Annotated in this window: 21 protein-coding genes; 8 read left to right on the top strand and 13 right to left on the bottom strand. The window is 73.5% G+C overall.

Going from position 1 to position 25,327, the window contains the following annotated elements:
- Nucleotides 1-3 precede the first annotated feature (3 nt).
- From IE318_RS37405 to IE318_RS37390, 4 genes are read left to right on the top strand one after another with little or no spacing between them, the layout of a single operon-like run.
- Complete coding sequence (locus tag IE318_RS37405) at nucleotides 4-1,083, top strand: ABC transporter permease (protein ID WP_189907380.1); 1,080 nt, start codon at nucleotides 4-6, stop codon at nucleotides 1,081-1,083.
- Nucleotides 1,080-2,006 carry an ABC transporter permease gene (locus tag IE318_RS37400; protein ID WP_189907379.1) on the top strand — a complete coding sequence of 309 codons (927 nt, stop codon included), beginning with the start codon at nucleotides 1,080-1,082 and terminating at the stop codon, nucleotides 2,004-2,006. Before IE318_RS37405 ends, IE318_RS37400 begins: the two co-directional genes overlap by 4 nt.
- Nucleotides 2,003-3,019: an ABC transporter ATP-binding protein gene (locus tag IE318_RS37395; RefSeq protein WP_189907378.1), complete on the top strand. Its 1,017-nt coding sequence runs from the start codon at nucleotides 2,003-2,005 to the stop codon at nucleotides 3,017-3,019. The genes IE318_RS37400 and IE318_RS37395 overlap by 4 nt, the downstream gene beginning before the upstream one ends.
- 8 nt (nucleotides 3,020-3,027) lie before the next feature.
- The gene (locus IE318_RS37390; protein WP_189907399.1) at nucleotides 3,028-4,074 is read left to right on the top strand and encodes an oligopeptide/dipeptide ABC transporter ATP-binding protein; all 1,047 of its coding nucleotides are present in this window, start codon (nucleotides 3,028-3,030) and stop codon (nucleotides 4,072-4,074) included.
- Nucleotides 4,075-4,188: 114 nt separating this feature from the next.
- Here the strand turns inward: IE318_RS37390 and IE318_RS37385 are convergent, their stop codons facing one another.
- The 9 genes from IE318_RS37385 to rimP all read right to left on the bottom strand — a co-directional run bounded on the left by IE318_RS37385 (nucleotide 4,189) and on the right by rimP (nucleotide 16,773).
- Nucleotides 4,189-5,145, bottom strand: a complete 957-nt coding sequence (locus IE318_RS37385; protein ID WP_189907377.1) for a bifunctional riboflavin kinase/FAD synthetase — start codon at nucleotides 5,143-5,145, stop codon at nucleotides 4,189-4,191.
- 158 nt (nucleotides 5,146-5,303) lie between these two features.
- Nucleotides 5,304-9,485, bottom strand: coding sequence for a trypsin-like peptidase domain-containing protein (locus IE318_RS37380; protein ID WP_189907376.1), 4,182 nt, complete (start codon nucleotides 9,483-9,485; stop codon nucleotides 5,304-5,306).
- Nucleotides 9,486-9,764: 279 nt separating this feature from the next.
- Nucleotides 9,765-10,670 carry a tRNA pseudouridine(55) synthase TruB gene (truB, locus tag IE318_RS37375; protein WP_189907375.1) on the bottom strand — a complete coding sequence of 302 codons (906 nt, stop codon included), beginning with the start codon at nucleotides 10,668-10,670 and terminating at the stop codon, nucleotides 9,765-9,767.
- Nucleotides 10,667-11,128 carry a 30S ribosome-binding factor RbfA gene (gene rbfA / locus IE318_RS37370; protein WP_030177507.1) on the bottom strand — a complete coding sequence of 154 codons (462 nt, stop codon included), beginning with the start codon at nucleotides 11,126-11,128 and terminating at the stop codon, nucleotides 10,667-10,669. The genes truB and rbfA overlap by 4 nt, the downstream gene beginning before the upstream one ends.
- 46 nt (nucleotides 11,129-11,174) lie before the next feature.
- Entirely contained in the window at nucleotides 11,175-11,468 is a 294-nt protein-coding gene (locus IE318_RS37365; RefSeq protein ID WP_030177508.1) for a DUF503 domain-containing protein, read from the bottom strand.
- A 207-nt stretch (nucleotides 11,469-11,675) separates the two neighbouring features.
- A complete protein-coding gene (gene infB, locus IE318_RS37360) occupies nucleotides 11,676-14,702 on the bottom strand; it encodes a translation initiation factor IF-2 (RefSeq protein WP_189907374.1) in 3,027 nt (1,008 codons plus the stop codon).
- A gap of 149 nt (nucleotides 14,703-14,851) precedes the next feature.
- A complete protein-coding gene (locus tag IE318_RS37355) occupies nucleotides 14,852-15,148 on the bottom strand; it encodes a YlxR family protein (RefSeq protein WP_078917310.1) in 297 nt (98 codons plus the stop codon).
- A gap of 126 nt (nucleotides 15,149-15,274) precedes the next feature.
- Complete coding sequence (gene nusA, locus IE318_RS37350) at nucleotides 15,275-16,261, bottom strand: transcription termination factor NusA (protein WP_030177510.1); 987 nt, start codon at nucleotides 16,259-16,261, stop codon at nucleotides 15,275-15,277.
- Nucleotides 16,262-16,263: 2 nt separating this feature from the next.
- On the bottom strand, nucleotides 16,264-16,773 hold the full coding sequence (rimP, locus tag IE318_RS37345) for a ribosome maturation factor RimP (RefSeq protein WP_189907373.1): 510 nt from the start codon (nucleotides 16,771-16,773) through the stop codon (nucleotides 16,264-16,266).
- Between the two features lie 196 nt (nucleotides 16,774-16,969).
- On the opposite strand from rimP, the gene IE318_RS37340 reads away from it, so the two are divergent.
- From IE318_RS37340 to IE318_RS37330, 3 genes are all read left to right on the top strand, one after another.
- The gene (locus tag IE318_RS37340; RefSeq protein ID WP_189907372.1) at nucleotides 16,970-17,608 is read left to right on the top strand and encodes a hypothetical protein; all 639 of its coding nucleotides are present in this window, start codon (nucleotides 16,970-16,972) and stop codon (nucleotides 17,606-17,608) included.
- On the top strand, nucleotides 17,605-18,084 hold the full coding sequence (locus IE318_RS37335) for a ferritin-like domain-containing protein (protein WP_189907371.1): 480 nt from the start codon (nucleotides 17,605-17,607) through the stop codon (nucleotides 18,082-18,084). Before IE318_RS37340 ends, IE318_RS37335 begins: the two co-directional genes overlap by 4 nt.
- Before the next feature lie 115 nt (nucleotides 18,085-18,199).
- Nucleotides 18,200-19,108 (top strand): aminoglycoside phosphotransferase family protein, encoded by a 909-nt coding sequence (locus tag IE318_RS37330; RefSeq protein ID WP_189907370.1) that lies wholly within the window; start codon nucleotides 18,200-18,202, stop codon nucleotides 19,106-19,108.
- Between the two features lie 66 nt (nucleotides 19,109-19,174).
- On the opposite strand, the gene IE318_RS37325 is transcribed toward IE318_RS37330, so the two are convergent.
- From IE318_RS37325 to IE318_RS37315, 3 genes are all read right to left on the bottom strand, one after another.
- Nucleotides 19,175-20,875: a proline--tRNA ligase gene (locus IE318_RS37325; RefSeq protein WP_030177517.1), complete on the bottom strand. Its 1,701-nt coding sequence runs from the start codon at nucleotides 20,873-20,875 to the stop codon at nucleotides 19,175-19,177.
- A 110-nt stretch (nucleotides 20,876-20,985) separates the two neighbouring features.
- Complete coding sequence (locus IE318_RS37320; RefSeq protein ID WP_030177519.1) at nucleotides 20,986-21,570, bottom strand: GNAT family N-acetyltransferase; 585 nt, start codon at nucleotides 21,568-21,570, stop codon at nucleotides 20,986-20,988.
- Nucleotides 21,571-21,709: 139 nt separating this feature from the next.
- A complete protein-coding gene (locus IE318_RS37315; protein WP_189907369.1) occupies nucleotides 21,710-22,558 on the bottom strand; it encodes a GNAT family N-acetyltransferase in 849 nt (282 codons plus the stop codon).
- A 230-nt stretch (nucleotides 22,559-22,788) separates the two neighbouring features.
- On the opposite strand from IE318_RS37315, the gene IE318_RS37310 reads away from it, so the two are divergent.
- Nucleotides 22,789-24,642, top strand: a complete 1,854-nt coding sequence (locus tag IE318_RS37310) for a SpoIIE family protein phosphatase (protein ID WP_189907368.1) — start codon at nucleotides 22,789-22,791, stop codon at nucleotides 24,640-24,642.
- A gap of 91 nt (nucleotides 24,643-24,733) precedes the next feature.
- On the opposite strand, the gene IE318_RS37305 is transcribed toward IE318_RS37310, so the two are convergent.
- A partial coding sequence (locus tag IE318_RS37305; RefSeq protein ID WP_189907367.1) for a flavodoxin-dependent (E)-4-hydroxy-3-methylbut-2-enyl-diphosphate synthase occupies nucleotides 24,734-25,327 on the bottom strand: 594 nt, incomplete at its 5' end.

Genomic DNA, 25,327 nt, shown 5'->3' with positions numbered 1-25,327 from the left:
TCCATGACCGCTGAAGCAACACCCTCGCTGGTCGAGGACGCGGCCGCCACCGGCCCGGCGAAGTCCGGGCCGGCGGGGGCCGGGCGCGCGCCCCGGGCGCGCACCACCACCGCGTATCTGCGGTATGTGGCGGGCAAGCTGGTCGGTGCGGCCGTCTCGCTGCTCGCCGTGCTCGTCACCAGTTTCTTCCTCTTCCGGCTGATCCCGGGCGACCCGGTGAAGTTCATGACCGGTGGCCGCCCGGTGTCGGCCGAGCAGATCGCCGCCTACCGGCGGGAGTTCGGGCTCGACCTGCCCATGTGGCAGCAGTTCACGGAGTACTGCGGCAAGGCGCTGACCGGGGATCTGGGCACCTCGTACCAGTTCCACGTCCCCGTGATGGACAAGATCACGGAGGCGCTGCCCAACACCCTGGTGCTCACCGGCACGTCCTTCCTGCTCTACACCGCCCTCGGTATCTTCCTCGGCACCCGCTCGGCCTGGCGGCACGGCGGTCTCGGCGACCGCCTCAACACCGGGCTGGCGCTGACGCTGTACTCCATCCCGTCGTTCTGGCTGGGGCTGCTGCTCATCATCGTGCTGTCGGTCGGCGCGGGCCCGGTCCCGGGCCTGTTCCCGACCGGGGGCATGGAGTCGGGCGGCAAGGAGGGCTTCGCGTACATCGTCGACGTCGTCCACCATCTGGTGCTGCCGGTGGTGACGCTGGTCGCGGTGGAGTACGGGCAGACGCTGCTGGTCACCCGGTCGGCGCTGCTGGACGAGATGGGCAGCGACTATCTGACGACCGCGCGGGCGAAGGGCCTCAGGGACGACCTGGTGCGGCGCCGGCACGCCGTGCCGAACGCGCTGCTGCCGACCGTGACGCTGATCTTCGTCAATCTCGGCCGGACGGTGGCGGGTGTCATCCTCGTGGAGACGGTGTTCTCCTGGCCGGGGCTGGGCGGCCTGTTCTACCAGGCGCTCAGCGTGCCCGACCTGCCGCTGGTGCAGGGTCTGTTCTTCGTCTTCGCCTCGGCGGTGATCCTGATGAACACCCTCGCCGACCTCCTGTATCCGCTGCTCGATCCGAGGGTGGGCCGATGACGACCGCCGAGACCACCAAGACCCCCGCGGCACTCGGTCCGCGCGCGCTCGCCTGGCGGCGGCGCCGGGCCTCCGCCGCGCGGTTCTGGAAGGAGTACCGCCGGCACCGCGCCGGTGTGTTCGGGCTGGCCGCGCTGGTGCTGTTCGCGCTGGTCGCGCTGACCGCGCCGCTGACCGTCGGCTCGGACGTCTCGAGCGTGACGGACGCGCCGGGGCGGCCGCTGGAGAGTCCGAGCGGGCACTTCCCGCTGGGCACCGACCAGTTCGGGCGGAACCTGCTGGGCCTGGTGATCTGGGGATCGCGGGTGTCGCTGCTCGTGGGGCTGCTCGCGGCCGTGCTGTCGGTGGCGATCGGGGCGGTCATCGGGATCACCGCCGGGCACTTCCGCGGCTGGTACGCCACGGTGATGATGCGGGTCACGGACTGGTTCCTGGTGATGCCGACGCTGGTGCTGGCCATCGCGCTGGCCACCGTGATGTCCCGCTCGCTCGGCACGATCGTCCTGGCGATCGGCGTGACCACGTGGCCCACGACGGCCCGGCTGGTGCGGGCGCAGACGCTGGCGGTGGAGTCACGGCCGTACATCGAGCGCGCCAAGGCGCTCGGCGGCGGGCACTGGCACATCATGTCCCGCCATGTGCTGCCCAACGTCATGCCGCTGGTGCTGGCGCAGACGACCCTGATCATCTCCTCCGCGATCCTCGCCGAGGCGACGCTGGCCTTCCTCGGACTCGGGGATCCGACCGTCGTGTCCTGGGGCGGGCTGCTGCAGGACGCGCGGGAGGCGGGGGCGGTGAGCTCGGGCGACTGGTGGTACCTGGTCCCGCCGGGCGTCGCGATCGCCGTCGTGGCCCTGGCGTTCACGCTGTGCGGGCGTGCGGTGGAGTCCGTTCTCAACCCCAGGCTGGGGGTGTCCCGTTGAGCCTGCTCGACGTCCGGAACCTGGAAGTCACCTACCCGGGCGGTGCGGCCGCCGTCCGCGGGGTCGATCTGACCGTCGCGGCGGGTGAGAAGCTCGGCATCGCGGGCGAGTCCGGCTGCGGCAAGTCCACGCTGGCACTGGCGCTGTTGCGGCTGCTGCCGGTCGGGGCCCGGGTCGGCGGGCAGATCCTGCTGGACGGCGAGGACGTGCTCACGATGAAGTGGGGGCAGGTGCGCGCGGTCCGCTGGGCGGGCGCGTCGATCGTCTTCCAGGGCGCGATGCACTCCCTCAACGCCGTGCACCGGGTCGGCGACCAGATCGCCGAGCCGATCCTGCTGCACCGCAAGGCGACCCCGGCGGGTGCGAAGAAGAAGGCCGGTGAGCTGCTGGAGCAGGTGGGCCTGCCGGCGGCACGGGCGAGCGCGTATCCGCACGAGCTGTCCGGAGGGCAGCGGCAGCGGGTGATGATCGCGATGGCACTGGCCTGCGATCCGCGGCTGATCGTCGCCGACGAGCCCACCACCGCGCTGGACGTGATGATCCAGGCGCAGATCCTGCGGCTGATCGAGGAGCTGGTCAGCGAGCAGGACGTGGGCCTGATCATGATCAGCCACGACCTGGCCGTGCTGTCCGACACCTGCGACCGGCTCGCGGTGATGTACGCGGGCCGGGTGGTGGAGGAGGGCCCGGCCCGCCAGGTCTACGACGGCGCCAGGCACCCCTACGGCAGGGCCCTGTCGGAGGCGTTCCCGAGGATCGGGGACCCGGCGTCGCGGTTCGCGCCGCGCGGTCTGCCCGGTGACCCGCCCGACCCGGCGGCGGTGCCGGCGGGCTGCGCGTTCCACCCGCGCTGCCCGGTCGCGCTGGATGTGTGCGCGACCGAGGACCAGATGCTGCGGGAGGCCGGAGAGGGCCGGCGGGCGGCGTGCGTGCACGTGGGTGGCGACGGCGTCGCCGCGCCCGCGCGCCCGGCGACGGCGCAGGACGAGCAAGTGAGGAGCAGCACCACATGACGGGCACGATGACGGCCACGCCACCGCTGCTGAGCGTCGAGGGCCTGCGCATCACCTTTCCGGGCCGCAACGGCGCGCCGCCGGCCCGGGCCGTGGACGGGGTGGACCTGGACATCCGGCCCGGCGAGATCGTGGCGCTGGTCGGCGAGTCGGGCTGCGGCAAGACGACGCTGGCCCGCTCCCTGCTCGGGCTCGTCCCGCCGACGGCGGGGCGTGTCACCTTCGACGGCGCGCCGCTGGACTACTCCTCGCGGGCGCTGAAGGCGTACCGCAAGCGGGTCCAGCTGGTCCTCCAGGACCCGAGCGGCTCGCTCAACCCACGGCACACGGTGTACGACGCGGTCGCCGAGGGGCTGCGCATCCACGGCTACGGCGGGGACGAGCGGGCGGCGGTCGCCGAGGCGCTGTCCCGGGCGGGGCTGCGGCCGCCGGAGCGTTTCTTCCTGCGCTATCCGCACGAGTTGTCCGGCGGGCAGCGCCAGCGGGTGGTCATCGCGGGCGCGCTGGTCCTCCAGCCCGAACTCGTCGTCGCCGACGAGCCGGTGGCCTCCCTCGACGCCTCGGTACGCGGTGAGATCCTGGCGCTGCTGCTGCGGCTGCGCGACGAACTCGGGCTGTCGGCACTGGTGGTGACCCACGACCTGGGTCTGGCGTGGAACATCGCGGACCGGGTGGCGGTGATGTACCTGGGCCGGATCGTGGAGACGGGCGAGGTCGAGCAGGTGCTGACGGCACCCCGGCATCCGTACACCCAGGCCCTGCTGTCCGTCCTGCCCGAGGCCCCGGGCGATCCGGTGGTCCTCACCGGCGAGCCGCCCGACCCGTCCCGCATCCCCTCCGGCTGCCGCTTCCACGCACGCTGCCAGATCCTGGCCGGCGGCGAGGCGGCCCGGGCGGGCGTCGCCGACGCCTGCCGCACCCAGGATCTGCCCGTCCTGACCGGGACCGCCGGGACCCAGGTGGCCTGCCACTGGGCCCGAGCCCGGACAGGCGAGGAAGTGGTCGCGGGGGCAGGAACCGAAGCAGGGGCCGGGACGGCCGCCGAACAGCAGTGAACGGGGGTGGGGCCCACTCGGGCCCCACCCCCCTGGCTGCTGTTCGCCTACGACTGCTGTCCGTCTACGGCTGCGGTCCGTCTACCGCTGCAGTCCGTTACCGCTGCAGTCCGTCTACGGCTGCTGTTCGTCCGCCGCGATGATCTCGCGGCACTTCTTGACGTCCTCGGCCATCGTCTCGAGCAGGGCGTCGAGCGAGTCGAACTTGGCCTGGCCGCGGACGAAGGCGAGGAAGTCGACGGCGACGTGCAGGCCGTACAGGTCGAGGCCGACGCGGTCGATGGCGTACGCCTCGACGGTGCGCTCGGTGCCGTCGAACTGCGGGTTCGTGCCGACGGAGATGGCGGCCGGCATCGCCTCGCCCTGGGCGTGCAGATAGCCGGCGTAGACGCCGTCCGCGGGGATCGCGGTGTGCGGGAGCGTCTCGACGTTGGCGGTGGGGAAACCCAGATCGCGGCCCCGCTGGGCGCCACGGACGACCACGCCCTCCACGCGGTGCGGGCGGCCCAGGATCTCCCTGGCGCCCGTGACCTCGCCCTCGGCGACGAGACGGCGGGTCAGGGTCGACGAGAAGGGCTCTCCGCCGCCCGCCTCACCGGTGACGTAGAGGTCGACGACCTCCACCTCGAAGTCGTAGAGCTTGCCCTGCTCGGTGAGGAACTCCACGTTCCCCGCCGCCTTGTGGCCGAAGCGGAAGTTCGGGCCCTCGACGACCGCCTTGGCGTGCAGCCTGTCGACCAGCACCTTGACCACGAAGTCGGCCGGGGACAGCTTCGAGAACTCCGTGGTGAACGGGAGGACGAGCACCGCGTCCACGCCCAGCTCCGCCATCAGTTCGGCACGGCGGTGGTGCGGGGCGAGCAGCGGCGGGTGGCTGCCCGGGCGCACCACCTCGCTGGGGTGCGGGTCGAAGGTGACGACGACGGTGGGGACGCCGAGCTGTCGGCCACGGTTCACGGCGTGCTCGATGATGAGCTGGTGGCCGCGGTGGACTCCGTCGTAGGAGCCGATGGTGACGACGCTGCGCCCCCAGTCCTGGGGGATGTCCTCCAAGCCACGCCAGCGCTGCACTGTGACCGCTCCTCGTCGAACCCGTGTCCGTGTTGTTTCGGTTGCCTTGTTGCGTTGCCGCTTCGGTTGTCCGCAGGTCTAAGGGTGCCATGCCCGGCGTTCCCCGCCCGCATCGGCATCGAGGCTGTGACGGGGCGCACGTCCCGGCGCCGCGCGGCTCAGGCGAGGACGGACACGCCCGCCAGGTTCTCGAGCGTCCGGCGGGCGCTGGGGCCCACCACCGCCGCCCAGTCCTGCGGGGTCTCGGTCAGCCAGCCGATCACCCGGACGGCGAAGCCCGGCAGGTACCGGCCCAGCTCCACCAGGGCGCGGTCGAACACGGACGCGCCCTCGGGCGTGCGCACCAGGAGCAGGCCGACGCGGTGCACGAGGTCGCGGAGGTCCTCCTCGGCGCTGGGGGCCGCGGCGTGCAGCACCGCGTCCAGCACGGCCGGGTCGTCCTCATGGGCCAGGAGGAAGTCCAGGAGTTCCCGGCGTGGCGCGGGGTCGGCCGGAACAACGGGAGCCCGGGTGGCCGCCCCGGGCGTGCGGAGGGTGGTGCCCGGGGCGGCCAGCACGCCGCCCAGGGCCGCGCGCAGCCGCACCGGACCGTCCTCCAGGAGGCCGGTGACCAGGGGGAACAGCACCGCGCGGGCCGCCGCTCCGGCCGGTGCGTGGTGCAGGCGCCGGTCCACGTACGCGGCCACGTGCCCCGTGATGCCCGGCCTCCGCCTCACCGTCTCGCGGACCAGGGCGGCGATCCGGCGGGCGAGCGTGGGCGTGGTGACGTCGACGAGGGCGCGCAGCACCTCGGCGGCGTCGGCGTCGGGACCGCGCCGCAGCCGCTCGCCGAAGGCGGCGAGCACCGCCTCCGGGTGCGTGGTCAGGGCGGGGGCCAGCGCGCCGGGCGGCAGGTGCGGATCGCCGGCCGCGAAGTGCCGCAGTGCCTGTGGCAGGTGGCCGGCGCGGGTGTGCGGATCCCCTACGAGCAGGGCGAGCGCGGCGCCGTGCAGGGCCGAGTCGGCGGGACGGGCGAGCACGGTGAGGGCGGCCCGGCACAGCAGTTCCCGGTCGGCCTCGGTACGCGTGTGCGGGGCGGTGCGCAGTGCGTGGGCGACGGCCGCGGCCCGCCGGTCGGGACGCTCGTCGTGCGCCCACCGGTCGACGGCCCGGCACAGCGCGGCCGGCTCCTCCTCGGCGAACACGGCCAGCAGTTCCTCGGCCCGCCGGTGCGCGCAGTCGGCCAGCACCTCGGTGAGGTCGTCCAGGGCACGGTCGCGGTGCGTGTACAGCAGCGCCTGGGCGGCCGTGGCCACGGTGGCGTGCGGGGCGCCGGGCAGCGGCCGCTCGTCGTCGAACCAGCGGATCAGATGCGGTTGTACGGCGGCGGGGTCGGCGGCGAGGAGGTGCGCGACGGCGTCGAGATAGCGGGCGGGCGCGGCGCCGGGGCGGTGGGCCCGCGGCGGCTGGGGCTCCTGGGACACCCGATGCGACGCGGAGGTCCCCCCTGAGTCCGTGTTCCGTGGGGCGCCGTCGGCGAGCAGGAGGCGCCGCAGCAGGTCACAGCGGTCGGCGTCCGGGAGGTGCAGCGCGGTCCAGAAGCCGGGTCCGAAGCCACGTGGCTGCGGCAGGTCGCACTGCGTGCGGACCACGATCCGCTCGGCCAGCAGCCGCAGCACACCGGTGTACGGCGACGCGTCCGGCACCCGCAGCAGCACACCGGCGAGCAGCCGGGACGCCCACCAGGAGTGCGGGTCGGTGTCCAGGGCGCACACCAGCTCCTCCAGCCGGACGGCCAGTCGGCGCGTGCCGTGCTGGCGGGCCAGCAGGAGCAGGGCCTGGACGACTGGGCCGATGCGGTGGTGCGGGACGGGCAGCGGATGACGCGGCTCACCGGGGATGTGCCGCCGGTGGACCAGGACCCGCAGCGCCTCGTCCAGGTCGAGGTGGATGCCCTGGATCCAGTCGGCGAGTTCCTCGTGCGCGAAGCGGTAGCCGTCGCCGGCCGGGACGAGCAGGCCCTCGGTGAGAACAGCGGACGCCCAGCCGGTGCCGCCGCCGAGGTGGGCGGGCGCGGCACCCCACGGGAACACGGCCTCGAACGTCTCCCGGTCCACCTCGCCTCTGCCCGGTCCGAGGCTGCGGCGGGCGGCCTCGTGCACCTGTCCGGAGACCTTGGCCGCCAGGCGCCGTACGGCGGTGCCGCGCAGGCCGTTCTGCGCGGCGAGGCGGACGGCGACGCGCAGGCACATCAGGTCCAGATGGGCCGCGAGGACGTCGGCGCGGTCGAGCCGGGGGTGGGCCGGGGAGTCGGGCAGGGCCGCGCGTACCTCCCCGAGGAGCCGGATGGTGAGGGGGTGGCGGGCGTCGGCGTCGACGAGGGATCCGTCCGGGAGGCCGTACCGGTCACGGGCCTCGCGGGCCTCCTCGGAGGTGAGGTCGCCGAGGCGGAGACAGGGCGGGAGGCCGGGGGTGGCGTCGGGGCCGTGGCCGGCCGCAGCGGCCTCGCGGATCGCGCCGGCGGTGCCGGGTGCGAAGGGGATGTGGAGCAGGTCCGGCGGGAACTGCGCGCCCGCGCCCTCCCAGTACTCCTCACGGCAGGCCACCACCAGGCGCGCCCCCGTGCCGCGCAGCCACCTCGCGGTGCCCTCGGTCCACTCGGCGAGCCGGTGGGCCACGGCCGAGGGCATCTCCTCGGGGCCGTCGAGCAGGAGCAGCAGCGGCCGGCCGTGGTCGCGGGCGAGGCGCGCGACGCGCTCCGGGGTGAGGTCGGTGAGCTGGGTCGGCAGGGGCGCCCGGGCCGCGGCGACGATCCGGGCCGCGCGGTCCAGCGCCCGGCGCGCCGCGTCGGCGATCGAGACATCGGCGCCGTCCAGGTCGGCCCCGCGCAGCCAGATGGTCGGCGCGGGCGCGTCGCCGCGGGCCCTGCGCCCGGCGAGCGCCGCGAGTTCGGTCGTACGGCCGCTGCCGGGCGAGCCGACGAGCCCGAGGACGAGCGCCGGGCTGTCATCGAAGGCGCCCAACTCCCGGACGACGGCCGAGCGTTCGACGGGCCGTGCGGCGGGACCGGGCGGCGTGGAGGAGTGTGAGGCCCATGCGATCGGAGAGGTCCATGTGGCAGGCGGTGCCGACGGTGCCGACGGTGCCGACGGCGGAGTTTCGCCGGCCTGCGGTGGGCGTACGGGGGCTGGGACCGGCTCCGGTGCCGTCGGTTCGCCGGGGAGCGCGGTGGAGGCGGCCCGGCCAGGAGTCGTCGCCTGGGCGGGATGTGGGTCCGCGGCCGTATCGGCCGGCCGCACGGCGTCGCCGGGGCGCGGGGAGGCGGCAGCCCGGCGTGGCGCCCTCGGCCGGGTCGCGCCGGGCTCGGGAGCCGACCGGTCCGCGACCGTCAGGCCGGTCGGTGCCAAAGGGCCCGGCCGGCGGCCGGGGCTCGCCGGCCCGACGAGGCCGGACGCGGACGTGAGCTGACGACTCCGGGGGTCGCCCGAGGAGGGGTCCGGAGGCGGGGCGTGGTGCGGGAGGGCCCCCCGGGGGCCGTCCTGGGCCACCGAGGTGGCCGTGAGTTCGAGTACGCCCGCCAGGTTGAGGTCGGGGCCGTAGGCGGGAACCGTGGCCGCGTTGCGGGCGAGCAGATCGGCGAGCGGGTGCCCGGCGGTGCCGTCCTCCTCTGTCCGGGCGGGGCCGGGGGCGCGCGGGCGCAGCGGCACCGCGAAGCCGGTGTCGCGGTGGCCGCTCTGCAGCGCCGTACCGAGGACGGCTACCACGGTGCCGGTCGCCAGGTCGAGCACCGGTCCCCCGGCCGCCCCTCCGCCCAGGCGGAGGGCGTCCTGGCCCGCCGTGCCGATCGCCAGGTCCAGTGCGCCGTCCAGGAGATGGAAGCGGTCCGTGGCCGAGTACGTCACGGTGGCCGTGCCCAGCACCCGGGCCTCGCGCCAGCCGCCGGCCGCGATCCGGACGTAGGCGCCGGTCTCCACACCGTCCCGCACGGTGACGGGCAGCGGCTCCAGGCCGAGTCCCTCGGTCCGGACGAGCGCCAGGTCCAGCTCGGGCAGCGGGATCACGTCGGCGGCGGTCACCACGCAGGACCGGTCTCCGGCCCCCGCGACGTGGAGCACGAGGCGGGCGAGTCCGTCGACGGCCTCGTGGCTGGTGATCACCGTGCCGTGGTGGTCGGCCGCGAAGCCGGTGCCCCGGGGCCGCCCCGCCAGGTCGCGCACGCGGACCAGGGAGGCGTCCAGGAGACGGTCACGGGCCGCGGCGGTGTCCCGCTGCGCGGTCGCGGCCGCCGGCTCCGGGCCGCTGCGGGCCGCGCGGACCGCGGCGTGCCGGCCGGGGCCGCTCCCGGGGGTCCGTGCCGCCATGGTCCAACCTCCCCGCCCGTGCCGTCGTACGGCTGTGCCCTCCTCTTCGGCGGTGGGCACCGATTCGACGGTAGGCACCGAATGATCAGCGGGAAAGATCGCGTGGTGAACGCGCCCCCTTGCACTCCCTCGGTTCACTCCGAGCGCCTGCACGGTCGGGTGAATAGCCGAGGCCGGCTGGATACACCCTAGGGGTGGGGGAACCGAGGGGGGACCGTGGAGCGGCGGCTTGGAACACCCCGTGTCCGCCGCTCCACGGGCAGAGATCCACTCGGTGCGTCAGCCGAAGACGGCCAGGCTCTTGGCCTTGCCCCGCTGCTCCTCCACGAGCGCCAGGAAACGGCCCTCGGGGCCGAAGACGGCCACGGCGCCGGTGCCCGCGTACTCCTCGGGCATCTCCAGCCGTACACCGTTGGTGAGGAGCTTGGCCCGCCGGGCGTCGACGTCCCAGCGCGGGAAGGCGGCCGCGGCGGCCTCGGCGATCGGCATGACGGTCAGCTCCTGCTGGAGCTGGTCCAGCGTCTTCGCGGCATCCAGCTTGTACGGCCCCACCCGGGTGCGGCGCAGTGCGGTGAGGTGGCCGCCGACACCGAGGTCGGCACCCAGGTCGCGGGCGAGGGCGCGGATGTAGGTACCGGAGGAGCAGACCACCGAGACCACCAGGTCGAGCACGGGAGTGCCGTCCTCGGCCACGGCGTCCCGGATGTCGTACACCGTGAACGAGGAGACGGTCACCGGGCGGGCCGGGATGTCGAACTCCTCGCCCTCCCTGGCCCTCTTGTACGACCGCACGCCGTTGATCTTGATGGCGCTGACCCGGGACGGCACCTGCATGATGTCGCCGGTCAGCTTGGCGATGGCGGTGTCGACGGCCTCCCTGGTGACCTTGGAGGCGTCGGTGGAGGAGGTGATCTCCCCCTCGGCGTCGTCGGTGACCGTGTTCTGGCCGAGCCGGACGGTGCCGAGGTACTCCTTCTCGGTCAGCGCGAGGTGGCCGAGGAGCTTGGTGGCCTTCTCCACTCCGAGGACGAGCACGCCGGTCGCCATCGGGTCGAGCGTGCCGGCGTGGCCGACGCGGCGGGTCTTGGCGATCCCGCGCATCTTGGCGACGACGTCGTGCGAAGTGAAGCCCGACGGCTTGTCGACGATGACAAGGCCGTCGGGCGGGGTGGGCTTGCTGGTCATTCGGTGGTGTCGTCCGTCTCGTCGGTGTCGTCCTCGGAACCCGGCTTCCGGTACGGGTCGGCTCCACCGGCGTACGCGGCGCCCGCGGACGCCTCGCGCACCTTGGCGTCGGACTGCCGCGCCTTGTCGAGGAGGTCCTCGATGGTCCGGGCGGTGTCCGGAAGGGCGTCCGCGACGAAGGTGAGGGTCGGGGTGAACTTCACTCCGGCGGCCCGGCCGACCTCGGAGCGCAGGATGCCCTTGGCGCTCTCCAGGCCGGCGGCGGCGGCCTTCCGCTCCTCGTCGTCGCCGTAGACCGTGTAGAAGACGGTCGCCTCCCGCAGGTCACCCGTGACCCGGGTGTCCGTGATGGTGACGTGCGAGCCGAGCCGCGGGTCCTTGATCCCGCGCTGCAGCTTCTGGGCCACCACCTCTCGGATGAGGTCCGCCAGCCTTTTCGCCCGCGCGTTGTCGGCCACTGGTCCGTCTCCCGTTCTTTCCTGTCATGGTGCTGTGGTCTGGTCGTCAGTCGTCTTCGCCGTGGAAGCGCCGCCGTACGGACAGCAGCTCCACCTCGGGGCGGCCGGCGACCAGCCGTTCGCATCGGTCGAGTACGTCTGTGAGGTGCGCCGCGTCGCCGGAGACCGCGGCGAGACCGATGATCGCTCGCCGGTAGAGGTCCAGATGGTCCACCTCCGCCGCGCTCACCGCGTACTTGCGCTGAAGCTCGGCGACGATCGGGCGGACGACGGAACGCTTCTCCTTCAGCGAGTGGACGTCGCCGAGGAGCAGGTCGAAGGACAGAGTCCCCACGTACATGTGTGTAACCGGTTCACCCGCCGGTACGGGATCGATGGCCCCTTCAGCCGTGCGGCCGGGGACATCAAGAAACGGTACCGCGTACCCGCCGATGGCTCGAGAGGGTTTCGGCGCCGTGGGTGCGGCCGCTGCCGGGGGGTTTCCGCCCCCGGCAACGGCCGACCGGCCGGCGGAACCAGGTTCCGCCGGCCGGCCGGTGCCGGGGCGTCACGCCCGCGGCTTCTCGCGCATCTCGTACGTCGCGATGACGTCGTCGACCTTGATGTCGTTGAAGTTTCCGAGGTTGATACCACCCTCGAAGCCTTCGCGGATCTCGGTCACGTCGTCCTTGAAGCGACGCAGGCCCTCGATGGTGAGGTTCTCCGCGATGACCTTGCCGTCGCGCAGCAGGCGGGCCTTGGTGTTCCGCTTGACCTCGCCGGAGCGGATGAGGACACCCGCGATGTTGCCCAGCTTGGACGACCGGAAGACCTCGCGGATCTCCGCCGTGCCGAGCTCGACCTCCTCGAACTCCGGCTTGAGCATGCCCTTGAGGGCCGCCTCGATCTCCTCGATCGCCTGGTAGATGACCGAGTAGTAGCGGACGTCCACGCCCTCGCGCTCCGCCATCTGCTGGGCACGTCCGGCAGCGCGGACGTTGAAGCCGATGACGATCGCGTCGGAGCCCATGGCCAGGTCGATGTCGGACTCCGTGACCGCACCGACGCCGCGGTGCAGGACGCGGATGTCGACCTCTTCGCCGACGTCCAGCTGGAGCAGGGAGGACTCCAGCGCCTCGACCGAACCAGAAGCGTCGCCCTTGATGATCAGGTTCAGCTGCTGGACCTCGCCGGCCTTCAGCACCTTGTCCAGGTCCTCCAGCGACACGCGGCGCGTGCGCTTGGCGAACGCGGCGTTCCGCTCGCGGGCGGCGCGCTTCTCCGCGATCTGGCGGGCCGTACGGTCCTCCTCGACCACGAGGAAGTTGTCACCCGCACCCGGGACGTTGGTCAGGCCCAGGACCTGGACCGGCGTCGACGGGCCGGCCTCGGCGACGTTGTTGCCGTTGTCGTCGAGCATGGCGCGGACTCGGCCGTAGGCGTCGCCGACGACCATGGTGTCGCCCACGCGGAGCGTGCCGCGCTGGACGAGGACCGTGGACACGGCACCACGGCCGCGGTCCAGGCGGGACTCGATCGCGATGCCCTGTGCGTCCTGGTTGGGGTTCGCACGCAGGTCCAGCGCCGCGTCCGCGGTGAGGACGACGGCCTCCAGGAGGCTGTCGATGTACAGACCCTGCTTGGCGGAGATGTCGACGAACATGGTGTCGCCGCCGTACTCCTCGGCCACCAGGCCGTACTCGGTCAGCTGACCGCGCACCTTGGTCGGGTCCGCGCCCTCGACGTCGATCTTGTTGACCGCGACCACGATCGGCACGTCGGCCGCCTTGGCGTGGTTCAGGGCCTCGACCGTCTGCGGCATGACGCCGTCGTTGGCCGCGACGACCAGGATGGCGATGTCCGTCGACTTCGCACCGCGGGCACGCATGGCGGTGAACGCCTCGTGACCCGGGGTGTCGATGAAGGTGATCGCCCGGTCCTCGCCGTTGACCTCGGTCGCGACCTGGTAGGCACCGATGTGCTGGGTGATGCCACCGGCCTCGCCCGCGATGACGTTCGTCTTGCGGATCGCGTCGAGCAGTCGGGTCTTACCGTGGTCGACGTGACCCATGACGGTCACCACCGGCGGACGGACGACCAGGTCCTCCTCGGTGCCCTCGTCCTCGCCGAACTCGATGTCGAAGGACTCGAGCAGCTCACGGTCCTCCTCCTCCGGGCTGACGATCTGAACGGTGTAGTTCATCTCGCCGGCCAGGAGCTGCAGCGTCTCGTCGGAGACGGACTGCGTGGCCGTGACCATCTCGCCCAGGTTCATCATGACCGCGACGAGCGACGCCGGGTTGGCGTTGATCTTCTCCGCGAAGTCGGTGAGCGACGCACCGCGCGACAGGCGAATGGTCTCGCCGTTGCCGCGAGGCAGCATCACGCCGCCGACCGACGGGGCCTGCATGGCCTCGTACTCCTGACGGCGCTGCCGCTTCGACTTGCGGCCACGCCGGGCCGGACCGCCGGGACGGCCGAAGGCGCCCTGCGTGCCACCACGGCCGCCGGGACCACCCGGACGACCGCCGAAGCCGGGACGGCCACCGCCGCCACCGAAGCCGCCGCCACCGGGGCCACCGCCGCCGGGACGGCCGGCGAAGCCGCCGCCACCGCCCGGACGACCGCCGCCGCCACCACCGGGACGGCCGGCGAAGCCGCCGCCGCCGCCGGGACGACCGGCACCGCCGGGACGGCCCGCACCGCCCGGACCGCGACCACCGGGGCCGGGGCGCGGGCCGGCAGCGGGACGCTGCGGCATCATGCCGGGGTTCGGACGCGGACCGGCCGGGCCGGGACGCGGACCGCCCTGCGGACGGGGCATCGAGCCCGGAGTCGGGCGCGGACCACCGGGAGCCTGCGGACGCGGACCGCCGCCCTGGGCGCCGGGCGCCTGCGGACGGGGACCGGCACCGGGACCGCCGGGCCGCGCGCCCTGCGGACGGGGCGCCTGCGGGCGCGCCATGCCGGTGGAGCCACCGGAGGTGAAGGGGTTGTTGCCCGGGCGCGGACCGGCCGGACGGGCACCGGGACGCGCGCCCTGGCCACCGGGACGCGGGGCGCCCTGGCCGGGACGGGCAGCCTGGCCCTGGCCGCCGGGACGGCCGGTACCGGGCTTGGGGGCACCGGGACGGGCGCCGGGGCGCGGACCCTGTGCGGCGGCCGGGGACGGAGCCGACGGCGGAGCGGTGAACTCCGGGGTGGTCGGCGCGGCCGGGGCCGGACGCGGCGCGGGCTTGGGGCCCGGCACCGGGCGCGGGCCGGGGGCCTGCGCGGGAGCAGCAGGAGCCGCCGGCGGCTGCGCCGCGGCGGGCTTGGGGGCGGCCGGCGGCTTCGGGGCAGCCGGACGGGCCGCCTGCGCCGGGGACGGCGCGGCGGGCCTGGGGGCGGCCTTCTTCGGGGCACCCGGCTTCGCGGCGGACCTGCCGCCACCGTTGCCCTGCTGGAAGGCGTCAGTCAGTTTACGTACTACAGGCGCCTCGATCGTCGAGGACGCCGATCGGACGAATTCACCGAGTTCCTGGAGCTTGGCCATGACGACCTTGCTCTCCACACCGAACTCCTTGGCGAGTTCGTAGACCCGGACCTTAGCCACTTCGCTCCTTTGAGGTCCGGGTTGCGGCCGGACCGTCGCTAGTTCATGGGCGTACTCATCGCGTACTCATCGAGTGCTCATCGCAATCTCGACCTGCTTTCGACTCGCGAGGTACCAGGCCGCACGGGGTTCCGTGCGACACGTCTTCCTTACCGTGTTGCCTGCTCGGCAACTGTTGCCCGCTCGACGTACCGGCGCAACGCCTTTGTGTCGAGCGCTCCCGGGGCGCGCAACGCCCGCGTGAACGCCCGGCGGCGCACCGCCTGGTCGAGACAGACCAGGGCGGGGTGTACATACGCACCCCGGCCGGGCAGCGTACCGCGAGGATCAGGGACGCACGCGTCCTTGATCGCCACGATGCGCAGCAGATCCGTCTTGGCCGCTCGTTCCCGGCACCCCACACAGGTGCGCTCAGGGCATGCTCGGGCCTCGGTCCGGCCAGACACCGCTAAGTCTACCTCCCCGTACGCACCTCACCCCTTTGGGGCAGGAATCGAACGGTTGTTGTTATGACTACGTCAGCACTGTGCGGTCCGGATCTATTCCCGGACCGCACAGCTCGATCTTCGGCTCTACTCGGCGGTCTGCTCGGTGTCCGGGCGGATGTCGATGCGCCACCCGGTGAGCCGGGCCGCGAGGCGGGCGTTCTGGCCCTCCTTGCCGATCGCCAGCGACAGCTGGTAGTCCGGCACGGTCACCCGGGCCGACCGGGCCGCCATGTCCACGACCTCCACCTTGGAGACCCGGGCCGGGGACAGCGCGTTCGCCACCATCTCGGCGGGGTCGTCCGACCAGTCCACGATGTCGATCTTCTCGCCGTTCAGCTCGCCCATGACGTTCCGCACCCGGCCGCCCATGGGGCCGATGCAGGCGCCCTTGGCGTTCAGACCGGAGCGGGTGGAGCGCACGGCGATCTTCGTACGGTGACCGGCCTCACGGGCGATCGCGGCGATCTCGACGGAGCCGTCCGCGATCTCCGGCACCTCCAGCGCGAAGAGCTTCTTCACCAGGTTGGGGTGCGTACGCGAGAGGGTCACCGAGGGACCGCGCACGCCCTTGGCCACCCGGACGACGTACGACCGCAGGCGCATGCCGTGCGGGTAGGTCTCGCCGGGGACCTGCTCCTGCACCGGCAGGATGGCCTCCAGCCTGCCGATGTCGACGAGCACGTTCTTCGGGTCGCGGCCCTGCTGGACCACGCCGGTGACGATGTCGCCCTCGCGGCCGGCGTACTCGCCGAGCGTCGCGTCGTCCTCGGCGTCGCGCAGCCGCTGCAGGATGACCTGCTTGGCGGTGGTGGCGGCGATACGGCCGAAACCGGACGGGGTGTCGTCGAACTCGCGGGGCTCCTGCCCCTCCTCGAGGTCCTCCGGGTCCTCCTTCGCCCACACGGTCACATGCCCGGTCTCCCGGTTGAGCTCCACGCGCGCGTGGCGGCGGCTTCCCTCGGTGCGGTGGTAGGCGATGAGGAGGGCCGACTCGATCGCCTCGACGAGCAGGTCGAAGGAGATCTCCTTCTCCCGGACCAAGCCCCGCAGGGCGCTCATGTCGATGTCCACGGCTACGCCTCCTCCTCTTCCTTCATGTCCTTCTTGTCCTTGCGGTTGAACTCGACCTGCACGCGCGCCCTGGTCACGTCCGGGAAGCCGAGTCTGCGGGTGGTGGCCTTGCGGCCCTTGACTCCGGGCACTTCGAGGTCGAGGCCTTCGTCGTCGACCTTCAGGATCCTGGCCACCAGCTCGCCGCCCTCGGTCAGCTGGAAATTCACCAGCCGGCCGGTGGCGCGCAGGTAGTGCCGGTGTTCGGTGAGGAGGCGCTCCGCGCCCGGGGTGCCGACCTCGAGGGTGTACTCCCCCTCGCCCATCGCGTCCGTCTCGTCGAGCTTCGCCGAGAGCGCGCGGCTCACATCGGCGATCTGGTCCAGGTCGGCCCCGGTGTCGGAGTCGACGACGACGCGCAGCACACGCTTGCGTCCGACGGAGTCCACGGCGATCTCTTCGAGATCCAGGCCCTGGGATGCGACGAGCGGTTCCAGCAGTTCTCGCAGCCTCTCGCTCTGGGTGGTGCTCATCCGGGTGACTCCTCGGCCGCGTGTGCTGTTGTGGGATGGTCGCGTGTCTGGTCAAAGGGTATCCGGTTCGAAGGGGTGTTGCCGTCCACCTGGCCAGGGGTGGTGCCGCTGAGTCCTGCCCGTGGGGTGCGCGGGTACGGTGATCACGGGCAAGGGCCTGCCTGCTCCGTTCCGTACGCACCCGAGGACGTCTGCCGTGCCGTTCCCCTCACCCTCGCGCGCCGCCGCCGGGCCGCGCAGAAGGAGCCTGCTCGCCTCGGCGGCGGGAGGCGCCCTGCTCGTGGGCTCCTCTGCCGGAGGCCTCGTCGGCTGTTCCGCCGGGGGCGACGACTCCGGCGGGGCGGGCAGCGGTCCGTCGCTCGCCGACCGGGTCCGCGCGGATGCGGCCCGGGACAGCCAGGGGCTGGTGCGGCGGTACGACGCCGTGCTCGCCGCGCATCCGGCGCTCGCGGAGCGGCTGCGGCCGCTGCGGGCGGAGGTGGTGCGGCACGTGGCCGCCTTCGGCGGTGCGGGGCCGGAGTCGCCCGCGGCCTCGTCGCCGACGGGTACGGCCCCGCCGGCGCCCTCCGGGACGGAGGGGATCGAGGCGGCGGCCGGAGCGGAGGGGTCCGAGGGGCCTTCCGGCACCCCCGCGGCGTCGTCCGCGGTGCCCGCGAAGCCGAAGGACGCCCTCGCCGAACTCGCCGCCGCCGAAAGGTGGCTCGCCGACCGGCGGACGGCCGCGCTGCTGGAGGTGCCGGGCGAGCCGGCGCGGCTGCTGGCCTCGGTGGCGGCGGCCGGGGCGGCGCACGCGTTTCTGCTGACGAACGAGGACGACGGGGGCCGGGACAAGTGAGCACGGCGACGCAACAGCAGCTCAAGGCACTCCAGGCGGCGCTGGCCGCGGAGCACGCGGCCGTGTACGGCTACGGCGTGGTCGGCGGCCGGATCCACAGGGAGCGGCGCGCGGACGCCCGGGCGGCGTACGACGCCCACCGGGCGCGGCGGGACGCGCTGGTGCGCGAGGTGAGGGACCTGGGCGCCCGGCCGGTGGCCGCGGCGGCGGGTTACGCGCTGCCGTTCCCGGTGCCGGACTCGGCCGCGGCCGTCCGGTTCGCCGCCGAGCTGGAGGACCGGGTGGCCGGGGTCTACTCCGACCTGGTGCGGGCCTGCGACGGCGAGCGGCGGCGCGAGGCCGCCGGGGCGCTGCGGGAGGCGGCGGTCCGGGCGGTCCGCTGGCGCGGCGAGAGCGTAGCCTTCCCTGGTCTCGCCGAACGGGCGGGGGCCGGTACGGCGTCGTCCGGCAGCCCGTCGGCGACCCCGGCGCGGTGAGGCGGACGGGCGGCGCACACCGGCGATGCAGGAGGCGCCCCGGCGCACGGCGACAGGAAACACGTCCACGCGTCCACGCGTGGCGGACCGCGGTCCAGGAAGGAACGACTCGCGCATGGCTTTCGAACCGCCGCAGCGGCTGGTGCGGGCGCTCGGTGAGACGGCACCGGACGGTGACGACTGGTTGGAGAAGCTGCCCGAGTTCGCGGGGCAGGCCGTCGCGGCCGGCGAGTTGACCGCCGAGCGGGTGCAGGTGCCCGGCGGGCGCAGCAGTCTGGTGGTCCTGGTGCGCACGGCGGACGGGACTCCCGCGGTGCTGAAGCTGGCTCCGCCCCGGGCCCGCCCGGAGAGCGAGCGGGCCGCGCTGGCGCACTGGGCCGGGCGGGGCGCCGTACAACTCCTGGCGGCGGACCTGGGCGAGGGGGCGCTGCTGCTGGAGCGGCTGCACCCGGACGTCTCGGTGCGGTCGCTGCCGGAGGCGCGGGCGCTGCTGGAAGCGGCGGGCACACTGCGGCGGCTGTGGGTGGAGCCCCCGGCGGGCGAACTGGCGCACTCCTTCGAGACGGTCGAGGAGCGGACCGGGCGGCAGGCCGGGGCGATGCGCACGAGCGCGCGGACGGACGACGAGGTCGCACCGCTGGTCGACGCGGCGCTCGCGGCCCGCGACGAGCTGCTGGCGGCGCCGCCCGAGCGGCTGCTGCTGCACGGCACGTTCCGGCAGAGCAAGGTGCTGGCCGGGGACCGGATGCCGTGGCTGGCCGTGGGGCCCGATCCGGTGGTCGGGGAGACCGCCTTCGACCTGGCGCGGCTGGTCCGCGACCGGGTGGAGGACCTGATCGCCTCACCGTCCGGGGCGGCCACCACCCGGCGCCGGATCAAGCGGCTGGCCGAGTCCCTGGAGGTCGACCGGGACCGGCTGCGGGGGTGGACGCTGTTCCGGGCGGTGGAGTCGGGGGTGCGGGCCCGCCGGGTGGGACGCCGGAAGGACGCGGAACTCCTGCTGGAGTTCGCGTCCTGGCTGTGAGTCCGGGGCCGGTGCCGCTGCGGGACCTGCCCGCGGCGGCACCGGTCGCCCGACGCGGCGGAGCCGTCAGGCCGTGAGGCGGGCGATCGCCTCGGCCACCGGGAGTTCCTCGCGTTCGCCGGTGCGGCGGTCCTTCAGTTCCACGACGCCCTCGCCCGCGCGCCGGCCGGCCACCAGGATCTGCGGGACGCCGATCAGCTCGGCGTCGGTGAACTTCACGCCCGGGGAGACACCGGCGCGGTCGTCGACGAGGACGCGGACGCCGGCGGCGGCCAGCTTCTGCGACACCTCGAGCGCCAGCTCGGTCTGCAGGGCCTTGCCCGCGGCGACCACGTGCACATCGGCCGGGGCGACCTCCTTCGGCCAGACCAGGCCGTGCTCGTCGGCGTGCTGCTCGGCGAGCGCCGCGACCGCGCGGGAGACGCCGATGCCGTAGGAGCCCATGGTGACCCGGACGGGCTTGCCGTTCTGGCCGAGGACGTCGAGCTTGAGGGCGTCGGTGTACTTGCGGCCGAGCTGGAAGATGTGGCCGATCTCGATGGCGCGGTCGAGCTTGAGGCCGGTGCCGCACTTCGGGCAGGGGTCGCCGTCGCGCACGACCACGACGTCCACGTACTCGTCGACCTCGAAGTCCCGCCCGGCGACCACGTTCTTGGCGTGCGTGTGCTCCTTGTTGGCGCCGGTGATCCACGCGGTGCCCGGCGCGACGCGCGGGTCGGCGATGTACTTCACCTTGGCCAGGCCCTGCGGGCCGACGTAGCCGCGGACCAGGTCGGGGCGGCCGACGAAGTCCTCCTCGGTGACCATCTCGACCACGGCCGGGGCGAAGTGCGCCTCGAGCTTGCCCATGTCGACCTCGCGGTCGCCGGGCACGCCGACGGCGACGATCTCGCCGTCCACCTTGACCAGAAGGTTCTTCAGGGTCGCGGAGGCGGGGACGCCGAGGGAGGCGGCCAGGGTCTCGATGGTGGGGGTGTCGGGGGTCGGGATGTCCTCGGCAGCGGGCACGCCGGAGGCGTCGACCGGCTTCACCTCGTACGTGATCGCCTCGGTGTTGGCGGCGAAGTCGCCGTTCGGGCAGTCGGCGAAGACGTCCTCACCGGCCTCGGCCGGGGCGAGGAACTCCTCGGACTTCGAGCCGCCCATCGCGCCCGCGGTGGCCGCGACGATGCGGTAGTCCAGGCCGAGACGCGCGAAGACGCGCTGGTAGGCCTGGCGGTGCAGGGCGTAGGACTCGGCGAGGCCCTCGTCGGCGAGGTCGAAGGAGTAGGAGTCCTTCATCAGGAACTCGCGGCCGCGCAGGATGCCGGCGCGGGGCCGGGCCTCGTCCCGGTACTTGTTCTGGATCTGGTAGAGGATGACCGGCAGGTCCTTGTAGGAGGACGCCTGGTCCTTCACCAGCAGGGTGAAGATCTCCTCGTGGGTGGGGCCGAGGAGGTAGTCGCCGCCCTTGCGGTCCTTCAGGCGGAACAGCTCGCCGCCGTACTCGTCCCAGCGGCCGGTCGCCTCGTACGGCTCCCGGGGCAGCAGGGCCGGCAGCAGCACCTCCTGCGCGCCGATCGCGTCCATCTCCTCGCGGACGATCCGCTCGACGTTCGCCAGGACCTTCTTGCCCAGCGGCAGCCAGCTCCAGACGCCCGCGGCGGTGCGGCGGACGTAACCGGCGCGGACCAGCAGCTTGTGGCTGAGGACCTCGGCGTCCGCCGGGTCGTCGCGCAGAGTCTTCGCCATCAACTGGGACATGCGCTGGACCGGTGCGTTCGCCATCGTTCTCGTACTCCTGCCGGATGCGGGTCCCCCCGCTCGAGCGGTGCCCGGAGTGGGGGAAGGTGATGGCTAGGAGGTTAGCCGGGTGGGCTGCGGCGGTGGAAATCCGTTTAGCCGCGACCGCCCGTCCGGCGGCGCAGCGGCAGCGGGGCGCCCATCACGGCGTAGGGCTTCGGCGCGCTGGGGAAGAAGACCTGCCGGGCCAGGTCCACGTAGCCCAGGGAGTGGTAGAGGCCGCGGGCCGGGCTGTCGGTGTCGATCGCGGAGAGGATCGAGCGGGGCTCGTCGGCGGTGTCGGTGATGGCGGTGATCAGGGCGCGGCCGATGCCGCGGTTCTGGTGCCGGGGGTGGACGTGCAGCTCGGTGATGACGAAGGAGTCGTCGAGCCAGTCCTCGTGACCGCGGGCGCGCAGATACGGTTCGACGACGGTGGACCACCAGTGGGTGCGGTCGTTGGGCATTCCGTAGACGAATCCGGCGAGCCGCCCGTCGGCGGTGGTGGCGCCCAGCGCGCGGGCGCCCCGGCAGGTCATGTGGCGCAGCACGATCTGGCGGCGTACGGCGACCTCGTCGGGACCGAGTCCGAAGGCGACGGCCTGCACGGCGAGCGCCTCGTCGACGCGGGCCGGGAGGTCGAGCGGTCCGATCACGACGTCGTCGGGGCGGTGGAGGCCGTGACCGGGAAAGTGCACCATGCCGGGGAGACTACCCGGCTCGCACCGGCCCCAGAACAGCGCGGCGACGCACGGCCGGAACAGCGGGCGCAGGAAGCCGCGGCCGGAACCGCAGGCACGGAGAGCCGCGGCCGGAACGGCGGGTGCAGGCAGCCTCGGTTCAGAACAGCACGCTCATGAACGCCCCGACCTCCTGGAAGCCCACGCGCAGATACGTCCGCCGGGCGGCCGTGTTGAAGTCGTTGACGTAGAGGCTGACCACCGGGGCGACGTCGGCCAGGGCGTAGCGCAGCACCGCCGCCATGCCGGGGGCCGCGAGGCCCCGTCCCCGGTACTCCGGCGCGACCCAGACGCCCTGGATCTGGCAGGCCCGGTCGGTCGCCGCGCCGATCTCCGCCTTGAACACGACCTTGCCGTGCTCGTCGAGGCGGGCGAAGGAGCGGCCGGAGCCGACGAGTTCGGCGACCCGGGCCTGGTAGAGCAGGCCGCCGTCACCGGCGAGCGGGGAGACGCCGACCTCCTCGGTGAACATCGCCACGCAGGCCGGCATGATCGTCTCCATCTCGTCCTTGCGGACGCGGCGGACCAGGGGGTCCGGGGCGATGTCGGCCGGCATGCGATCGGTGACCATCAGCGGCTGGTGGGCGCGCACCTCGCGGGCGGGCCCCCAGCTGGGTTCCAGCAGCCGCCACAGCTGGGTGGTGGGTTCGGCGGGGCCGACGATGGAGGAGCAGCGGCGGCCGGTGCGCCGGGCGCGGTCGGCGAAGGCGCGTACGGCGCGCGGGGTGGCGCAGATCGGGACGAGGTTGGCGCCCGCGTAACACAGGGACGTCAGCATGCCGTCCTCGTACCAGCCCCACATCTCACCGCCGAGCCGCCACGGGTCGAGGCCGGCGACCTGGACCCGGGAGCGCACGAAGGCGTTCGCGACCGGCTCGCGGTCGAGGACGGCGAGCGCGGCGTCCAGGTCGCTCGGTTCGAGCACCCGTGAGGTGGTCTGGGTCAACACGTGTGGGGGCCTCATGCTGGGGTTCCGCTGATCTCCGCACTGTACCTGGCGAATCCGAGCGGCGCTGCCCCCCATGAATGCCGGGGCCACTGGCCCTGGAATGTAGCAGTTCATCCTGTTTTGGGTATGCGTTCCTCAGGCGCAGGCTTGGTCAGGCGCGGCTTGCGGATTGCGGTGATCACGGTGGCATCTCGCCGGACGACGGTCCGGGACGACGAAGGGGTGGGGCCATGAGCGCGGCGAGCGCGGCACTGGAGCCCGACTTCCCCCTCGCGGTCCTGCACGACCTGGGCACCGGCGTCCTCACCATCGACCCCGAGGGCCGCATCACGTACGCGAACCCGTGGGCCGAGCGGCTGCTGGACCGGCCGGCGGAGCGGATGCTCGGCGAGGACGCCCACGAGCTGCTGCACCGGCGCCTGGACGGCAGCCCGGTGCCGCGCGAGGAATGCCTGATGCGGATCCCGCTGGAGGACGGCCGGTCCGCCCAGCAGGGCAGCGAGGAGTTCTTCCTGCGCGCCGACGGCACGACCGTGCCGATCATCTGGACGACCACTCCCCTGCTGATCCAGGGCCGCCGGGCCGGGCTGGTGGTCGTCTTCAACGACTTCAGCATGTATCGCGCGGCCGAGGAGCAGGCCGCCGCCCACACCGCGGCCCTGGAGGAGCTGACGGCCCGGCTGAACCTGCTGGCGGACGTCTCCTCGGTGCTGATGTCGACCCTGGACGCCTCCGGGAGGATGCGCCGGCTGCTGCGGGTGCTGGTCCCGGGGCTGGGCGACTGGGCGTCGGTGGCCCTGTGCTCCGAGCGGTCCGGGACGCTGGAGCGGGTCGCCGTCCTCTCTCCCGGGCATCCGCGCCGGGCCCGGCGGCTGGAGGGGTCGCTGCCGCTGCTGTCCTCCGCCTCCCGTGAGGCGGTGGAGCGCCTCATCGCCGCCGACGAGCCCGTGGTGCTGACCGCCGAGGAGCTGCTGGATCCACAGGCCCCGCTCGCCGCGACGCACGGGAAGCTGTTCGAACGGCTCGGCGGCCACTCGGCCGTGGTGGTGCCGCTGTGCGCCCGCCGGAACCGCTACGGGATGCTGACCGTGGGGCGCGCCGAGGACTCGCCCGCCCCGGCCAAGGCCGAGATCCGGCTGCTCGCCGACATCGGGCGCCGGGTGGGGCTGGTGCTGGACAACACCCGGCTCTACCAGGAGCAGCGCAACGTCGCCGAGACCATGCAGCGCCAGCTGCTGGCGCCGCTCCCGCAGGTGGACCATCTGCGGATGGCGGCCCGCTATCTGCCCGCGCAGAGCGCCATGGAGATCGGCGGCGACTGGTACGACGCGTTCCTGCTCGCCGAGGGCGTGATGGCCCTGGTGATCGGCGACGTGGTCGGCCACGATCTGAAGGCCGCCGCGCACATGGCGGAGGTGCGCAACATGCTGCGCGCCCTGGCGTGGGACCACCAGAAGCCGCCCAGTCTGATCATGTGCCGCCTGGACGAGGCGGTGACGAACACGAGTGACGCGCCCATGGCCACGCTCGTCTTCGCGCGGATCGAGGGTCCCGAGGGCGGCCCGTGGCGGCTGAACTGGGTCAACGCCGGGCATCCGCCGCCGCTGCTGGTCACCCGGGACGGCGACACCCGGTTCCTGACCGCCGGGCACGGCCCGCTGATCGGGATGAGCGCCACCCTGCACCTGGGCCTGAGCTGGCCGGACGCGTACGAGTACCTTCCGCCCGAGTCCACGCTGCTGCTCTACACCGACGGTCTGGTGGAGAGCCGCGGCCGGCCCATCGACCTGGGCATGGCCACGCTCCGCCACCACGCGTCGGTGCTGGCCCGGCGGCTGACCGAGAAGACGGTGGACGACTTCTGCGACGCGCTGCTGGAGCGCGTGAGGCCCAGCGGCGACGACGCGGCCCTGCTCGCGCTGCGGCTGCCGGCGACCGGCGCGGGCGCTCCCGGCGACGTGAGTCCGCCGCCGCCCCCGCAGTCGCCGTTCACCAGTCCGGCCACCCCGGACCGGGCCGCGCCCGGCTCCGTCCAGGAGGACGCTCCGGTGGAGGACCCGACGAGCCGCGTGCGGGAGGAGTGAGCATCTCGGGAGCGCGGACCCGGGCCGGTGCGCGGTACGGGGCTCAGCCCGCAGCCGTGCATCTGGCTCGGCCCGCAGCCGTGTACGGGGGTCAGCCCGCGACCGAGACCTCCGGCTCGCCGGAGGCCACGCCGTCGGCCTCCATCTGCTCGGCGATCTTCATGGCCTCCTCGATCAGGGTCTCCACGATCTTCGCCTCGGGGACGGTCTTGATGACCTCGCCCTTCACGAAGATCTGCCCCTTGCCGTTGCCGGAGGCCACCCCGAGGTCGGCCTCACGGGCCTCGCCGGGACCGTTGACGACACAGCCCATGACGGCGACCCGCAGCGGCACCTCCATACCGGTCAGCCCGGCCGTGACCTCCTCGGCGAGCTTGTAGACGTCGACCTGGGCGCGGCCGCAGGACGGGCAGGAGACGATCTCCAGTCCGCGCTGGCGCAGCCCCAGCGACTGGAGGATCTGGAGGCCGACCTTGACCTCCTCGACGGGCGGGGCCGACAGGGAGACGCGGATGGTGTCGCCGATGCCCTGCGAGAGCAGCGCGCCGAAAGCGACGGCCGACTTGATGGTGCCCTGGAAGGCCGGACCGGCCTCCGTGACACCCAGATGCAGCGGATAGTCGCACTGGGCGGCCAGCTGCCGGTACGCCTCGATCATCACGACCGGGTCGTTGTGCTTGACGGA

This window comes from Streptomyces spiralis, from assembly GCF_014654675.1.
In the GTDB taxonomy this organism is placed as follows: domain Bacteria; phylum Actinomycetota; class Actinomycetes; order Streptomycetales; family Streptomycetaceae; genus Streptomyces; species Streptomyces spiralis.
The sequence above is the reverse complement of the archived record's forward strand: the minus strand, read 5'-3'. Positions and strand labels throughout refer to the sequence as shown.

Excerpts from the sequence above, each read along its gene's own strand:
- IE318_RS37405 (WP_189907380.1), top strand. The coding sequence starts at position 4 with ATGACCGCTGAAGCAACACCCTCGCTGGTCGAGGACGCGGCCGCCACC.
- IE318_RS37400 (WP_189907379.1), top strand. The coding sequence starts at position 1,080 with ATGACGACCGCCGAGACCACCAAGACCCCCGCGGCACTCGGTCCGCGC.
- IE318_RS37390 (WP_189907399.1), top strand. The coding sequence starts at position 3,028 with ATGACGGCCACGCCACCGCTGCTGAGCGTCGAGGGCCTGCGCATCACC.
- IE318_RS37380 (WP_189907376.1), bottom strand. The coding sequence starts at position 9,485 with ATGGCGGCACGGACCCCCGGGAGCGGCCCCGGCCGGCACGCCGCGGTC.
- truB (WP_189907375.1), bottom strand. The coding sequence starts at position 10,670 with ATGACCAGCAAGCCCACCCCGCCCGACGGCCTTGTCATCGTCGACAAG.
- IE318_RS37365 (WP_030177508.1), bottom strand. The coding sequence starts at position 11,468 with ATGTACGTGGGGACTCTGTCCTTCGACCTGCTCCTCGGCGACGTCCAC.
- rimP (WP_189907373.1), bottom strand. The coding sequence starts at position 16,773 with ATGAGCACCACCCAGAGCGAGAGGCTGCGAGAACTGCTGGAACCGCTC.
- IE318_RS37330 (WP_189907370.1), top strand. The coding sequence starts at position 18,200 with ATGGCTTTCGAACCGCCGCAGCGGCTGGTGCGGGCGCTCGGTGAGACG.
- IE318_RS37325 (WP_030177517.1), bottom strand. The coding sequence starts at position 20,875 with ATGGCGAACGCACCGGTCCAGCGCATGTCCCAGTTGATGGCGAAGACT.
- IE318_RS37320 (WP_030177519.1), bottom strand. The coding sequence starts at position 21,570 with ATGGTGCACTTTCCCGGTCACGGCCTCCACCGCCCCGACGACGTCGTG.
- IE318_RS37310 (WP_189907368.1), top strand. The coding sequence starts at position 22,789 with ATGAGCGCGGCGAGCGCGGCACTGGAGCCCGACTTCCCCCTCGCGGTC.